The following is a 15,388-nucleotide window of genomic DNA, read 5'->3' as shown; positions in this document are numbered from 1 at the left end:
ACTTAATTTTGCCATAAATAAAGCACTAAGAATGCTTCTTTGGTTCTTTATTTTTTACTTTTATACCTCAAATTTAATTTTTATGCTCAAATTTTTTAAGATTGTTGCCATTCTCGAAGGCGTTTCCTATTTGGTTTTATTTTCAAATATGCTTGTTGTAAAACCTACAAATTTAGGTCTTTACAAAACACTTTTATTTCCAATAGGAATGGCTCATGGAGTGTTGTTTATTACCTACATTATATTAGCAGTGCTATTGAAATTTAGAGAAAATTGGGACTTTAAAAAATTTGGGATTATCGGTCTTGCATCAATAATTCCCCTTGGTACTTTTTACATGGAAAAGAAATACTTGAAAAATGTATAAAATCATAGAAAAAATATTCACTTTTCTATATCCTATATTACGGAAAATAGGATTTGGGAGTAGTTTTTCAAGCTACCTAAGTTTGATTATAAATATTGCCTTATTATGTGCAATAGCTTATGGTATTTATATACTTTTTAGACTTATTTTGGTTACCTTAATGATCGTTGTTGCCAAGAAAACAAAAACTAAGTTTGATGATTTATTGGTAACCAACAAAACGGCAAAATACATTGCCCATTTAATCCCGCTACTATTTATTTACAAATCAGTTCCTATAATTTTAGATCGTTTTGAATACTGGGAAGGTGTTTTTGGTAAATTGGTAGGAATCTATATTGTAATGCTAGTGCTGTGGATTATAAGAACTATTTTCAATGCATTAAGAGATTATTTAAAGTTAAAACCAAGATACAGCGATAAACCTATCGATAGCTTTATTCAGGTTATTATGATTGTGCTTTGGATGGTTGGAATCACAGTTATAATTTCGAAGTTATTTGATATCGATCAAAAAGAACTGCTGACCATTTTAGGAGCGGTTTCAGCTGTAATTATTTTGATTTTTAGAGATACAATTTTAGGTTTTGTATCTAGTGTCCAAGTATCTATAAACGACATGGTTCGCATTGGAGATTGGATTACGATGGATAAATTTGGAGCCGATGGAGATGTTATTGAAATTAATTTGGCTACTGTAAAAGTCCGAAATTTTGATAATACTACTACCACTATTCCTACGTATAGTTTAAGTTCTGATTCATTTCAAAACTGGCGAGGAATGCTTAATTCTGATGGGCGACGTATAAAAAGACACATTCTTATTAAAACAAGCAGTATTCGATTTTTAGAAGAAGACGAAGTAAACGAATTAAAAAAAATCCAACTGATTTCAGATTATATTGATTCTCGAAAGTTAGAAATTGACACTTTTAATTCTAGTAATAAAATCGATAAATCATTGGCAATAAATGGTCGGAATTTGACTAATTTAGGTCTGTTTAGAAAATACATTACCCAATACCTGCATCATTATCCGGGATTAAATAAAGACATGTTAATGCTTTGTCGTCAATTGCAATCTACTTCTCACGGTGTTCCTCTTGAAGTTTATGCTTTTTCGCATGACAAACGATTTGAAAATTATGAATACATTATGTCTGACATATTTGATCATATCATTGCTTCCGTAAAATATTTCGATTTAGAGATTTTTGAAGGAATCAATGAAAGTGTAACAAATCAAAAATAAAGGAATTTAAATGCATTCTATAATAAAATGAGCGGAGAAAAAGACTTAGGCAAGTTGCTTAAAACAATGAAACCAGAACATATTACAGGAGAATATGTTTTTTGTGCGGTTCATGATTTGGCAAATCTAAATCTTAACGATATCATTATGACATTCAAAGAGCAGGAAGGAACTACAATAGTAATCAAGAAGGAATTTGCTGATAGTCTAAAATTAGAATATTCTTTTATTGCTTCTTGGATTACTTTAACGGTTCATTCATCTCTAGAAGCTGTTGGATTAACCGCAGCTTTTTCTAATGCTCTTTCACAGGAAGGAATAAGTTGTAATGTGGTAGCCGCTTTTTATCACGACCATATTTTTGTAGATAAAAAAGACACTGATAAGACAATGGAAATCCTTAATCGATTTTCAAAGTAAAAGCGAAAATATCAACTCTAATTACAAACGATCCTTAACAAATTCAATTTCTGTTTTTCCGTGTGCTTTTGGTTTTCCATCAGCGCCCAAACTTACCATTGTAGTATGGTCAATTGTAATAATTGTTTCTCGTGTCATCATGTTTCTAGCTTCACATTTTAGTGTAAGCGAAGAATTTCCAAATTTGACAACATCAATACCAATTTCTATAATATCGCCTTGTTTTGCTGAACTTCTAAAATTGATTTCAGACATATGTTTAGTGACAATTCTTGTGTTTTCTAATTGGATAATGGTGTACAAAGCCAATTCTTCATCAATCCAAGCTAATAATTTACCTCCAAATAAGGTTCCGTTTGGGTTTAAATCTTCTGGTTTTACCCATTTTCTAGTGTGAAATCTCATAATTTTTCTTTATATCTGCAAAAATAAACTTTTCTTATGGCTATTTTCTTTATTTTTAAAGAAAAAACCATGAACGAACGCGATACTTTTTTAAAAGAATTCCGAGGACAAACAATAGGTTCCGTAACTACTCAATCTTCAACAGAAGAATCATTTCAAAATGAAGTGCTTAGACCAATTCTAAAATTGCAAAATGATTTATTTATAGCTTCATTCATTAATTATGTAGCAAAAAATAAAGCTGATTTTTATGGTTATACTATCGAAAAAAAATTATCGGTTATAGAAAATGCTATTCAAAAAGACATCAAGTTTAGAAATGCTTTAAAAGGAATGATAATCGCATTATTTACAGCCGATGAATATGCGGAGTATATAAAAAATTCTTCTAATATCAACAAAAGGATGATGAGTATGCTTATTGAAAGATTAAAAAGTCAAGTTCAATTGTTTGAGATCAATCAAAACATATAATCCGATTTATTTTTAGTTCATTCAAAGACACTATTTAGAAATGACGATATGTTAAATCGACTGAATTTGTTGTCTATACTTTAAAAAATAGACACTTATTGATGTAAATATTACAATTTAATTATGATTTAATAATCGCAATGTTTTTTATAATAAATATTAGTTAAGTAAAATTATTTATGCTAATCGCTCGGATTTTTTCATTATAATTGTTAAAAATAAAGTTATGAAGGAAGAATATTTCAAATGGCATTCACCCAATCTGGGTAGAGATATTGAAATGCTGGTTTTTGGCCATGCAGGATATCCTGTTATCTTATTTCCTACTTCTATGGGCAGTTTCCATGAAAATAAAGATATGGGGTTGATTGATTCTGCAAAATGGTATATTGAGCAAGGTTTAATCCAGATATTTTGTCCAGACAGTATCGATAAAGACAGTTTTTACAATAAGCAAATTCATCCAGTACATCGCATAGAAAATCACGTTAGATATGATAAAATGATTTGTCATGAAATCGTTGAAAAAGTAAAAAATAATACCTCTTCCGGTAAAGTTGTTGTTGCGGGTTGCAGTTTTGGCGGGTATCATGCCGCTAATTTTGCTTTTCGACATCCGGGGTATGTGAGTCACATGTTTTCCATGAGTGGTGCTTTTAATATCAAAAGTTTTTTGGATGGCTTTCATAATGATGATGTGTTTTACAATAGTCCTGAAGATTATTTATACGGACTTGATGACCATGAATTGTGGAATATGGATATCGTTCTTGGAACTTCAAATTGGGACATTTGTTTTGATGCAAATCTAAAATTGAGTAAAGTTTTAAGTGACAGAAACATCCATCACTGGCTGGATATTCGTCAGGAACGAAAACACGATTGGCCAGTTTGGCAAGAAATGTTTCCACATTATTTATCAAGAATTAAATTTTTCTAAAATTATAAACGTATCAAGATGAAAAAAATAGGAATTTTATTTGGAATGGAAGATACCTTTCCGCAAGCATTTATAGATCGCGTGAATTCAAAAAATGAAAAAGGAATCATCGCCGAAGCAGTTGCTATTGAAAAAGTAGTTCAAAACCAAGATGGAGAGTACGCTGTAATTATTGACCGAATTTCACAAGATGTTCCCTTTTATCGTGCTTATTTAAAAAATGCGGCCTTGACAGGAACAAATGTTATTAATAATCCTTTTTGGTGGAGCGCTGATGATAAGTTTTTCAATAATGCTTTAGCTGATACCCTTGGAGTTCCATTACCAAATACAGTGATTCTTCCTTCAGCAGAACATCCTACGGATACTACTGGAAAATCATTCCGCAATTTAAAATACCCAATGGATTGGGAAGGAATTTTCGAATATATTGGATTTCCAGCGTACATGAAACCGTATGCCGGTGGTGGTTGGAAAAACGTATACCGATTAGAAAACAAAGAAGAGTTTTGGGAAAAGCATCAGGAAACGGGACAATTAGTAATGATGTTGCAAGAAGAAATTGTTTTTACTGAATATTTCAGAGTATATTGTTTGGGTTGTAAAGCGGTTAGAATCATGCAATACGAACCTAGAAATCCACATCATTTGCGTTATGTGATTGATGGGCCACCAGTTGACAAAAAATTATTAGCGACTATAAAAGATTATACTTTACGCCTTTGTAAAGGATTGGGATATGATTTCAATACAGTTGAGTTTGCCGTTCGTGATGGAATTCCTTATGCTATTGATTTTGGAAATCCCGCGCCAGACGCTGAATTGACTTCGGTAGGTGCTGAAAATTTTGAATGGGTAGTTGAAGAAGCTGCAAAAATGGCTATTGCTGCCGCAAAAAAACAAAAGCCGGGTAAAATCAATCTTACTTGGGGAACTTTTATTAAAGACGCCGTAGCTGTAAAATAAAAATTATAGATAAACGGAATTGCCTAGCCCCGATTACAGAGAAAATCCTTTCTATTCCTGATTTTTTTTTCAGGAATAGAAAGATTGAAACGAAAAGCGGGAAATAGCTCCTAAAAAAAAAATAATGAAAAAATTACCAGTTTTCACACTTGGTGTAGAAGAAGAATATCAAATTATTGATCCTGTAACAAGGGATTTGCGTTCGCATTTGTCTAAAATTGTGGATGGTGCCAAAATAATTTTGAATGAGCAAGTGAAGGCCGAAATGCACCAATCAGTGGTAGAAGTAGGTACTAATATTTGTAATAGTGTTAATGATGCCAAAAATGAAATAAAATTTTTGCGTTCAAAAATCGTTGAATTAGCCGATAAACAAGATTTGATTGTGGGCGGTGCCGGGACGCATCCTTTTTCGAAATGGCAAGACCAACCTATTACCGATGATCCTCGTTATCACGATATTGTAAATGAATTGCAAGATGCGGCACGTTCCAATTTAATTTTTGGGATGCATTGTCATGTGGGTATTGAAAATCGTGAAATTGGCTTGCAATTGATGAATCAGGCGACTTATTTCTTGCCTCATATTTTTGCGCTTTCTACGAATTCTCCTTTTTGGGAAGGAAGACAAACAGGCTATAAATCCTTTAGAACTAAAGTTTTTGATAAATTTCCAAGAACTGGATTGCCGGAATATTTTGATTCAGTAGGATCGTATGAGAATTATTTAGAGACATTGGTAAAGACCAATTGTATCGATAATCCGAAGAAAATTTGGTGGGATTTACGTTTGCACCCGTTTTATAATACGATAGAATTCAGGATTTGTGACATGTGTTTAACTGTAGATGAAACAATTTGTATTGTTGCGATAATTCAGGCGATTGTAGCTAAACTCTACAAATTGAATATGAACAATACCAGTTTTAATATCTATCGATTGGCTTTAATAAAAGAAAATAAATTTAGGGCTGCTCGTTATGGAATTGATAATAATATGATTGATTTTGGATTGCAGAAAGAAGTGGAAACCAAGATGCTTATTCTGGAATTGCTTGATTTCATTGACGATGTAGTTGATGAATTAGGAAGTCGTGAGGACATTAATTACGTACATCAAATTTTGAAAAACGGAACTGGAGCAGATAAACAATTAGCGGTTTTTGAAGAAACGGGAGATCTTTGCAGAGTCGTAGACTTTATAACTGGTGAATTTACCAAGGGATTATAAAATATAAATTACCTTTGTGCATTCTTTTTTAAAAATAGGTTATGTCCAATAAAATTATAAAAATTGCACTTTTAGATATGTATAACGGTGAACCTAACCAAGGTATGCGTTGTATCATTGATGTAGTGAATCGATTTAGTCCAGTTGTGAGTTTTGAAATATTCGATGTTCGTGTAAAATGCGAATTGCCTGATATTAATAAATTTGATATTTATATATCAACCGGAGGACCTGGAAATCCATTAATCGGTGATGGGAATTGGGATGTTAAATATTATGAATTTATTGATTCATTGAACAAATGGAACAATGAAAATGCAATTAAAAAGCATGTACTATTTATTTGTCACTCTTTTCAAATGGCATGTTTGCATTTTGGTTTAGCAACAGTGACTAAAAGAAATGATACTTCTTTTGGTGTTATGACCATTCATAAAACCAAAGAAGGACTTGTTGATCCGCTTTTTGAAGGATTAGCGGATCCGTTCTATGCGATTGATTCCAGAGATTATCAGGTGGTACAGCCTAAGCTAAGTATTTTTGCAAAAAAAGGGGCTAAAATCATTTCTTTGGAGAAAATTAGAGACCATGTACAATACGAACGTGCAATTATGGCTGTGCGTTTTACCGACTATTTTGTAGGTACTCAATTTCACCCAGAAGCGGATCCTATTAGCTTTGTCTCCCATTTGAGAAATAAAGAGGCAAAAGAGAAAATCAGAGCTATGAAAGGAAAAAGAAAGTTTAGAAATATGCTGGAAGATTTATTGGATGATGATAAAATATACAGAACCAATGAAACTTTGATTCCAAATTTCCTTCGAATAGCCATTAATGACTTAATGAAAACAAAGAAAATGCTTTCTAATTAATACAATCCATTCCAAATGATTTCAAAATATCGGGAGTTATTTAATGCTCAATTTACAGAAAAAAAATATCAAGCACTTAAAGATGATATTGCTTCCGATTTTAATTACATGCCTACTTTTCGATTGGGTGAAACCCCTTTTTTTATTTCCAATGAACTAAAAACACAATTGATTGAAGGAAGTAATGAAGTTATAGCTTTAATTCAAAACGAATCGTTCAAATTGCTTACAAATAAATCATTAGAACTTAATCATAAAGTTCCAAATGAAGATGAACATACTACTTTTCTAGCAATTGATTTTGGAATTTGCGAGGAAGACGGAGTAATTATTCCTAAACTGATTGAAGTGCAAGGGTTCCCTTCTCTATACAATTATCAAATTAATTTGTATGAAAAGTTTAAGAAGCAATATCCTTTTCTTAGCGAATTAACACCTTTCATTAATAGCATTGAACAACAGGAATACCTAGATATACTTGAAGAAGCGATTTGTAACAATCATCCAAAAGAAAATGTTATTCTTCTTGAAATAGAACCGGAAAAACAAAACACAAAAATCGATTTTTATTACTGTCGCAGAGACATTGGAATTCCAATAGTTTGTGTTACTGAACTTATAAAAAAAGGAAAACAACTATTCTACAAAAACGAAAAAGGAGACGAAATTCTTGTAAAACGAATTTATAATCGGGTTATTTTTGATGAATTGGATTTACGTACTGATTTAAAATTAAATTTTCATTTCTCAGATGATTTGGATGTAGAATGGGCAGGTCATCCCAATTGGTTTTTTAGAATCAGTAAATTTATTTTACCCTTTTTAAAAGGGAAATATTTCATAGAAACTACATTATTAAGTGAACTCAAAGAAATTCCCGAGGATTTAGAAAATTATGTTTTAAAACCTTTATTTTCTTTTTCAGGAACGGGTGTTATTTTTCATGTAAAAAAAGAAGACATCGAAGCGGTAGTTGAAAAAGAACTATATATTCTCCAAAAAAAGGTTACCTATATTCCAATAGTGCAATCTCCTGATGGAAAAGTAAAAGCTGAAGTGCGTATGCTTTGTATTTGGAAAAAAGAAGATACCGCTCCTACTCTACTTTGTAACTTAGTACGATTGAGTCGCGGTGAAATGATAGGTGTAAAATTTAATAAAGATAAGGACTGGGTTGGTGGTACTTTGGGATTATTTGAGCGCTGATTTTTTTTAATAGTATTTCGACAACAAAAACGTCATTTTAACGCATTGACATTTGAATAAAACGTTTTAGTTAATGCATGTGTAATTTAAAACTTACAAAAAAATCAAATTTCCCCTTTTTTAGAAAAAAAAAAGCCTCTACTTTGTTTGAAAAAAATCAATTTTTTATAATTTTTATTGATTAGAGATAGTGTTTGATGATTTTTTTAAATCTATTTCCTTAATAATTTACAAATTATTGAATTCTGTCAATAATTTAACATTAAAAAAATGAATCTGTCTTATTTTTATTTATTATTGTATTGTTATAATAAATACATAATATTCAACAAATAGTAATACTTTTAATAATTTAGTAAATGGATAGACGTAGAGCAATCAAAAACTTGGCATTGGTGCTGGGAGGTGTTATCTCAGCAACAACAGTTGGAATTTTAATTAAAGATTATGTAATTCCTGACAACGAGAATAGTAAAGTATCATTTTCACCTACAGATGAAGCTCTTTTAGCTGAATTTGCAGATATAATTATTCCTACTACAAAAGCAGCACCCGGAGCTAAAGCAGCCGGTTTAGGAGTTTTTATCCCTATGATGATTAATGAATGTTATCCTGCTGATTTACAACAAACTTTTGCATCTGGAATGAAAGAGATGGAAGAGAAATGTCAAAAAGAATATAGCAAAAATTTCATCTCTCTTTCTCCTGAGGAGCGTGTTAAAATAATGGAGCATTTAAGAACGGAATCACTTGTAGATGTTAAAAAACCTTCATTTTTTATTATAGCAAGAGATTTAACAATTTTAGGATATTTTTCATCAGAAATTGGTTGTACTCAAGCACGTGAATATATAGCAGTTCCCGGAAGATATGATGGAAGTGCAGATTACAAACCGGGGCAAAAAGCTTGGGCTACATAGAAATCAATTGGTAAAATAAAATCTTTTTTTATAAATGTTACAGGATTTTATTGCAAAAAAATTTTCGAAATATTATCTTCAAATTAACCTAATAGAACTCCTCTAGAATGAATATAAATTCAAATTTAAAAGAAGAAAATACTTATGACGCAATTGTTGTAGGTTCAGGAATAAGTGGTGGTTGGGCCGCAAAAGAACTAACTGAAAAAGGATTAAGAGTCTTGATGTTGGAACGCGGAATGAACATCGAACACATAAAAGATTACGATTCGGCCATGAAAAATCCATGGGAATTTAAGCATGCCGGAAAAATGACCGAAGAGCAAAAAAGAACGCATCCTGTTCAAACAAGAGATTACCCATATAGTGAAGCAAATGAAAAATGGTGGGTAAATGATTTAGAATGCCCGTATACCGAAGACAAACGTTTTGACTGGTACAGAGGTTTTCATGTAGGTGGAAAATCCTTAATGTGGGGACGTCAAAGTTATCGTTTAAGTGATCATAACTTTGAAGATAATGCCAAAGATGGTCATGGTAATGACTGGCCTATTCGTTATAAAGATATTTCCCCTTGGTACGATTATGCAGAAAAATTTGCAGGAATAAGCGGGCAAGCAGAAAATTGGCCTCTTTTACCAGATGGTATATTTTTACCACCAATGGATTTGAACTGTGTGGAGAAATCCGTTAAGGAAAGAATGGAAAAGCATTATAAAGGAACACGTATTCTTACCATTGGACGTACAGCAAACTTGACTGTTCCTCATAATGGTCGTGGGAATTGCCAATATAGAAATTTATGTAGTCGCGGTTGTCCGTTTGGTGCTTATTTCAGTACACAATCTGCTACCCTTCCTGCTGCTATGGCAACTAAAAGATTAACTGTAAGACCCTACTCCATTGTAAATCATATCATTTATGATAAAGATACCAAGAAAGCAAAAGGGGTTATGGTGATTGATGCAGAAACCAATGAAACAATGGAGTTTTATGCTAAAATTGTTTTTGTAAATGGCTCCACTTTAGGTTCCACATTTATTTTATTAAATTCAACTTCAGAAGCACATCCGGAAGGATTAGGTAATGCCAGTGGTCAATTAGGACATAACTTAATGGATCATCATTTCCGTTGTGGTGCTTCAGGAAAAGCGGAAGGTTTTGAAGATAAATATACTTATGGCCGAAGAGCTAATGGTATTTATGTTCCTAGGTATCAAAATATTGGCAATGACAAAAGAGACTATTTAAGAGGTTTTGGTTATCAAGGTGGTGCCAGTAGAAATCCTTGGCATGAAGAAGTTGCAGAATTAGCTTTTGGTGGAGATTTTAAAGACAAAATGAGTCTTCCTGCTGATACATGGAATATGGGATTAGGTGGTTTTGGTGAAATGTTGCCATATTATGAAAATAAGGTCTATATCAACCATGATAAAAAAGACAAATGGGGTCAACCGGTATTAGCCATTGATTGCGAATACAAAGAAAATGAGAAAAAAATGCGAATTGACATGATGAATGATGCAGCAGAAATGCTTGAAGCATCAGGAATTAAAAATGTAGAAACGTATGATAATGAATGTTATCCTGGAATGGCTATCCACGAAATGGGTACAGCCAGAATGGGTAACGACCCTAAAACTTCTGTCCTAAACAAATGGAATCAAATGCACGAAGTAAATAATGTATTTGTAACAGATGGTTCTTGTATGCCATCAATTGCTTGCCAAAATCCATCATTGACCTTTATGGCATTAACGGCTAGAGCTTGTGATTATGCAGTAAAAGAATTAAAAAAAGGGAATATTTAGTATACAAAAGATGAATAGAAAATTAAAAATGGGTATGGTCGGTGGTGGCCAAGATGCTTTTATAGGTGCCATTCACCGCTTAGCCGCCAATATGGATGGGCTTATAGAATTAAGTTGTGGTGCATTGAGTATAAAACCAGAAACCGCAATTGCATCAGGAAAAGCCTTGTTTCTTCCAGAATCAAGAACATACCTAACTTATGAAGAAATGTTTAAAGCTGAAGCTGCATTGCCAGCTAATGAGCGAATGGATTTTGTGACTATTGTTACTCCCAATTTTGCGCATTTTGCACCTGCTATGATGGCTTTAGATTATGGTTTTAATGTCGTAATCGAAAAACCAATCACTTTTTCATTAGAAGAAGCTAAACTTTTGGAACAAAAAATAAAAGAAACAGGATTAATCCTTTGTTTGACACATACCTATTCCGGTTACCCAATGGTAAAACAGGCAAAAGCTATGGTAAGAGAAGGCAAACTAGGAAAGATAAGAAAAGTTTGGGTAGAATACCCTCAAGGATGGTTGAGTAAATTATCTGAAAGAGAAGGTAATGCACAAGCTGCTTGGAGAACAGATCCAACAAAGGCGGGAAAAAGTTCTGTAATGGGAGACATTGGTACTCATGCAGCTCATTTAGCAGAATATATTACAGGATCTAAGATTACAGATGTCTGTGCGGAATTAAATACATTAGTTGAAGGACGTGTAATGGATGATGACGGAGCCGTAATGTTAAAATTTGATAATGGTGCTAAAGGTGTTTTAATGGCGTCTCAAGTTGCTGCAGGAGAAGAAAATGCTTTAAGAATTAGAGTTTATGGTGAAAAAGGTGGAATAGAATGGTTGCAACATGATCCTAATACTTTAATCGTAAGATGGTTAGAAGAACCCGCACAAATTCTAAGAGCCGGTAGCAATTATGGACATTTATCCTCATTTGCTACCCATAATTGTCGTACTCCTGGAGGTCATCCAGAGGGATATTTAGAAGCATTTGCTAATATCTATCGCAATTTTGCATTAACGCTTGGTTGTAAACTAGATGGTAAAGAACCTACTCCAGAAATGTTAGATTTCCCTTCTGTTGAAGATGGATTAAGAGGTATGGCATTTATTGATAACGTAGTTGTTTCAGCACATTCAGATAAAAAATGGACTCCTTACATTTTGTAGTAAAAGGGTATTCATAAAAAAAATTAAAATAAATAAATGACAACAATACAAGGTCCTGCAGTATTTTTAGCCCAGTTTATTGGTGATGAAGCTCCTTTTAATTCCTTAGATGGAATTTGTAAATGGGCAGCCGATTTAGGTTTTAAAGGTATTCAAATGCCAACATTAGATACTCGATTCATTGATTTACAAAAAGCAGCTGAAAGTAAAACGTATGCAGACGAATTAAAAGGTACCATTGCATCATACGGATTAGAAATCACTGAATTATCAACGCATTTACAAGGTCAATTAGTAGCGGTTCATCCTGCTTATGATGATTTTTTTGATGCTTTTGCACCTAAAAATGTCCATGGGAATTCAAAAGCAAGACAAGAATGGGCTGTTCAACAGTTGAAATATGCTGCAAAAGCATCTCATAATTTAGGTTTAAATGCACATGCTACTTTCAGTGGTTCATTACTTTGGCAATATTTTCATCCATGGCCACAACGTCCACCAGGTTTAGTGGAAGATGGATTTGCTGAATTAGCAAAACGTTGGTTGCCTATCTTAAATGAATTTGATCAAAACGGTGTCGATCTTTGTTATGAAATTCATCCCGGAGAAGATTTATTTGACGGTGAAACATATGAAATGTTCTTAAAAGCTGTAAATAATCACTCCAGAGCTTGTATTTTATACGATCCCTCCCATTTTGTTTTACAACAATTAGATTATATCCAGTATATTGATTTTTATCATGAACGAATAAAAGCATTTCATGTTAAGGATGCAGAATTTAACCCAACAGGAAAACAAGGCACTTTTGGAGGATACCAAAGTTGGGCAAATCGTGCAGGACGCTATCGTTCACCTGGCGATGGGCAAATTGATTTTAAAACCATTTTTAGCAAATTAGCACAATACGATTATAAAGGTTGGGCAGTTATGGAATGGGAATGTTGTATTAAAAATCAAGAAGATGGAGCCCGTGAAGGTGCTGAATTTATAAAAAAACATATTATAAAAGTAACTGATAAAGCTTTCGATGATTTTGCTGCAGTTGAAACAGACAAAGCATTCAATATGAAGAATTTAGGATTATAAAACAATCCGAAACGTAGTCAAATTAGACAATAAGTTCAAGTACCAATAGACTTTCTGTATTTCATAATAAAAACATACATCTTATAATGGATATTAAAAAAGAAGACGATAAAGAGAATAAAATTATAACGAATCGTCGTGATTTTATAAAAACTGGTGCTATAGCTGCTGCGGCATTTATGATTGTTCCCAGACATGTTTTAGGAAGAGGATTTGTAGCTCCAAGTGATCGTTTATTAATTGCCAGTATAGGTGTGGGTGGAAAAGGGCAATCTGATATTGCTATGTTTGATAAAAGTGGAAAAGCAAATATTTCTTTTCTATGTGATGTTGATGATCGAAGAGCGGCTAAGAGCGTTGCAGCATTTCCTAAAGCCAAATATTACAAAGATTGGCGAGAAATGTTCGATAAAGAACATAAAAATTTTGATGCTGTTTCAGTAGCAACGCCAGATCATAATCATGCAATACAAACCTTGGCAGCAATGCAATTAGGTAAGCATGTATATGTTCAAAAACCGTTAACACATGATATTTATGAAGCTCGTATTTTAACTCAAGCTGCAAAAAAATACAAAGTGGTAACCCAAATGGGGAATCAAGGTGCATCAAACGATGGAACCCGAATAATGAAGGAATGGTTTGAAGCTGATTTAATTGGAGATGTTCATACTGTATATGCTTGGACTGATCGTCCAGTTTGGCCACAAGGTATCCCCTGGCCTACTACAAAAGCTGAAATTCCAAAAGAATTAGATTGGAATTTATGGTTAGGAACTGCTCCACAAAGAGATTATGTAGATAAATTAGTCCCTTTCAACTGGCGTGGATGGTGGGATTATGGTACAGGTGCATTAGGCGACATGGGGTGTCATCTGATTGAAGCTCCTTTTAGTGTATTAAATTTAAAATATGCTAAAGATGTACAATGTAGTGTTGGATCTGTCTATGTTGATGAATTTAAAAGAGGTTACTTTCCACAAAGTTGCCCCCCTTCAAGCCATGTGACGTTAACCTTTCCTAAAACTAATAAAACGAATGGTGATGTAACTTTACATTGGATGGATGGAGGAATTCAACCAGAAAGACCCTTAGAATTAGAACCAAATGAAATTTTTGGAGATGGTGGAAACGGTACTTTATTTGTTGGTACAAAAGGAAAAATGATGTGTGATACTTATGGAATGAACCCTCGTTTGCTCCCTTTGACAAAAAATCAAAATATAAACGTTACCCAAAAATACGCTAGAGTAAGCGGTGGAGCAGATGGACATTATAAACAGTGGGTTGAAGCTGCTATTGCGGGTCCTGGGAAGCAAGAATTAAGTTCTCCTTTTGAAATAGCTGGTCCTTTAACCGAGGCATTATTAATGGCTAATTTGGCTATCAGAGGCTACGATATTCAAAAAGAAACACTTGGGAAAATTAAATATCCAGGTAGATCCGTAAAATTACTTTGGGATAATGATGCTATGAAAATTACAAATTTTGATGATGTTAATCAATTTGTAAAAAGGGAATATCGTCAGGGTTGGAATAATTTAACTTTATAAAAGTATTTAAAACAATCATCATGATAAAAAAAATCCTAAGTTTATTAACATTAATGGTCATGGTACAAATAACAAATGCTCAAAATGAGTTTAAACCACTTTTTGATGGAAAAACCACCAAAGGTTGGCATACTTATGGCAAAAGTACAGTGGGCACTGCTTGGAAAGTTGAAGATGGTACGCTACATTTTGACCCATCAGCAATTACAAATGGTCAGGGAGGAGATATTGTAACTGATAAGGAATATACTAATTTTCATTTAAAATTGGAATGGAAAGTAGCACCAAAATCGAATAGCGGAATTATATTCTACATTCATGAAGATCCTAAAAAGTATAAGAATACTTATGAAACTGGTTTAGAAATGCAGGTTTTGGATAATGATGGACATCCTGATGGAAAAATAATTAAACATAGAGCTGGCAATTTATACGATCTAATAAAAAGTGATATTGAACCCGTTAAACCTGTTGGAGAATGGAATACAGCTGAAATAATTAGTAATAATGGTCAGCTTACTTTAAAATTGAATGGAATTATTGTTGTTGAAACAACACTTTGGAATGACAATTGGAAATCACTTATTGCTGGAAGTAAATTTGCTTCTTGGAAAAATTTTGGAACCTTTAAAACTGGAAAAATAGCCCTGCAAGATCATGGTGAAAATGTTTGGTATAGAAATATTGTAATTAAAGAACTATAATTCT

The 15,388-nt window shown here is 33.0% G+C and carries 16 protein-coding genes; 15 read left to right on the top strand and 1 reads right to left on the bottom strand.

Going from position 1 to position 15,388, the window contains the following annotated elements:
• The first annotated feature begins 82 nt into the window (after window positions 1-82).
• Genes ACM55H_RS11550 through ACM55H_RS11540 form a run of 3 tightly spaced genes read left to right on the top strand, consistent with a single transcriptional unit; the run spans window position 83 to window position 2,039 of the window.
• Window positions 83-367, top strand: coding sequence for a DUF3817 domain-containing protein (locus ACM55H_RS11550; protein ID WP_416836630.1), 285 nt, complete (start codon window positions 83-85; stop codon window positions 365-367).
• Window positions 360-1,619: a mechanosensitive ion channel family protein gene (locus tag ACM55H_RS11545; protein WP_416836629.1), complete on the top strand. Its 1,260-nt coding sequence runs from the start codon at window positions 360-362 to the stop codon at window positions 1,617-1,619. The genes ACM55H_RS11550 and ACM55H_RS11545 overlap by 8 nt, the downstream gene beginning before the upstream one ends.
• 27 nt (window positions 1,620-1,646) lie before the next feature.
• Window positions 1,647-2,039: an ACT domain-containing protein gene (locus tag ACM55H_RS11540; RefSeq protein ID WP_416836628.1), complete on the top strand. Its 393-nt coding sequence runs from the start codon at window positions 1,647-1,649 to the stop codon at window positions 2,037-2,039.
• 21 nt (window positions 2,040-2,060) lie between these two features.
• On the opposite strand, the gene ACM55H_RS11535 is transcribed toward ACM55H_RS11540, so the two are convergent.
• Complete coding sequence (locus tag ACM55H_RS11535) at window positions 2,061-2,444, bottom strand: acyl-CoA thioesterase (protein ID WP_035672571.1); 384 nt, start codon at window positions 2,442-2,444, stop codon at window positions 2,061-2,063.
• 69 nt (window positions 2,445-2,513) lie between these two features.
• Between ACM55H_RS11535 and ACM55H_RS11530 the strand changes: the two genes are divergently transcribed.
• From ACM55H_RS11530 to ACM55H_RS11475, 12 genes are all read left to right on the top strand, one after another.
• Window positions 2,514-2,918: a glyoxalase gene (locus ACM55H_RS11530; protein WP_416836743.1), complete on the top strand. Its 405-nt coding sequence runs from the start codon at window positions 2,514-2,516 to the stop codon at window positions 2,916-2,918.
• 226 nt (window positions 2,919-3,144) lie between these two features.
• Window positions 3,145-3,858 carry an esterase family protein gene (locus tag ACM55H_RS11525; RefSeq protein ID WP_416836627.1) on the top strand — a complete coding sequence of 238 codons (714 nt, stop codon included), beginning with the start codon at window positions 3,145-3,147 and terminating at the stop codon, window positions 3,856-3,858.
• 18 nt (window positions 3,859-3,876) lie between these two features.
• Window positions 3,877-4,824 (top strand): ATP-grasp domain-containing protein, encoded by a 948-nt coding sequence (locus ACM55H_RS11520; RefSeq protein ID WP_039108119.1) that lies wholly within the window; start codon window positions 3,877-3,879, stop codon window positions 4,822-4,824.
• A 124-nt stretch (window positions 4,825-4,948) separates the two neighbouring features.
• The gene (locus ACM55H_RS11515; RefSeq protein ID WP_416836626.1) at window positions 4,949-6,055 is read left to right on the top strand and encodes a carboxylate-amine ligase; all 1,107 of its coding nucleotides are present in this window, start codon (window positions 4,949-4,951) and stop codon (window positions 6,053-6,055) included.
• Window positions 6,056-6,096: 41 nt separating this feature from the next.
• Entirely contained in the window at window positions 6,097-6,927 is an 831-nt protein-coding gene (locus ACM55H_RS11510; protein WP_416836625.1) for a type 1 glutamine amidotransferase, read from the top strand.
• 15 nt (window positions 6,928-6,942) lie between these two features.
• A complete protein-coding gene (locus ACM55H_RS11505; RefSeq protein ID WP_416836624.1) occupies window positions 6,943-8,133 on the top strand; it encodes a hypothetical protein in 1,191 nt (396 codons plus the stop codon).
• A 359-nt stretch (window positions 8,134-8,492) separates the two neighbouring features.
• Complete coding sequence (locus ACM55H_RS11500) at window positions 8,493-9,053, top strand: gluconate 2-dehydrogenase subunit 3 family protein (RefSeq protein WP_416836623.1); 561 nt, start codon at window positions 8,493-8,495, stop codon at window positions 9,051-9,053.
• Window positions 9,054-9,160: 107 nt separating this feature from the next.
• Window positions 9,161-10,864 (top strand): GMC oxidoreductase, encoded by a 1,704-nt coding sequence (locus ACM55H_RS11495; RefSeq protein WP_035672590.1) that lies wholly within the window; start codon window positions 9,161-9,163, stop codon window positions 10,862-10,864.
• Window positions 10,865-10,874: 10 nt separating this feature from the next.
• Window positions 10,875-12,038, top strand: coding sequence for a Gfo/Idh/MocA family protein (locus tag ACM55H_RS11490; RefSeq protein ID WP_416836622.1), 1,164 nt, complete (start codon window positions 10,875-10,877; stop codon window positions 12,036-12,038).
• 36 nt (window positions 12,039-12,074) lie between these two features.
• Window positions 12,075-13,127: a sugar phosphate isomerase/epimerase family protein gene (locus ACM55H_RS11485; RefSeq protein ID WP_416836621.1), complete on the top strand. Its 1,053-nt coding sequence runs from the start codon at window positions 12,075-12,077 to the stop codon at window positions 13,125-13,127.
• An 86-nt stretch (window positions 13,128-13,213) separates the two neighbouring features.
• Window positions 13,214-14,680, top strand: coding sequence for a Gfo/Idh/MocA family protein (locus ACM55H_RS11480; RefSeq protein ID WP_416836620.1), 1,467 nt, complete (start codon window positions 13,214-13,216; stop codon window positions 14,678-14,680).
• A 20-nt stretch (window positions 14,681-14,700) separates the two neighbouring features.
• Entirely contained in the window at window positions 14,701-15,384 is a 684-nt protein-coding gene (locus tag ACM55H_RS11475; protein WP_416836619.1) for a 3-keto-disaccharide hydrolase, read from the top strand.
• Window positions 15,385-15,388: the final 4 nt, after the last annotated feature.

Origin of the sequence: Flavobacterium cryoconiti (assembly GCF_048158645.1) — a bacterium.
GTDB lineage: Bacteria > Bacteroidota > Bacteroidia > Flavobacteriales > Flavobacteriaceae > Flavobacterium > Flavobacterium cryoconiti.
Note: the sequence above shows the minus strand (reverse complement) of the source record. Positions and strands in the feature narration are given on the sequence as shown.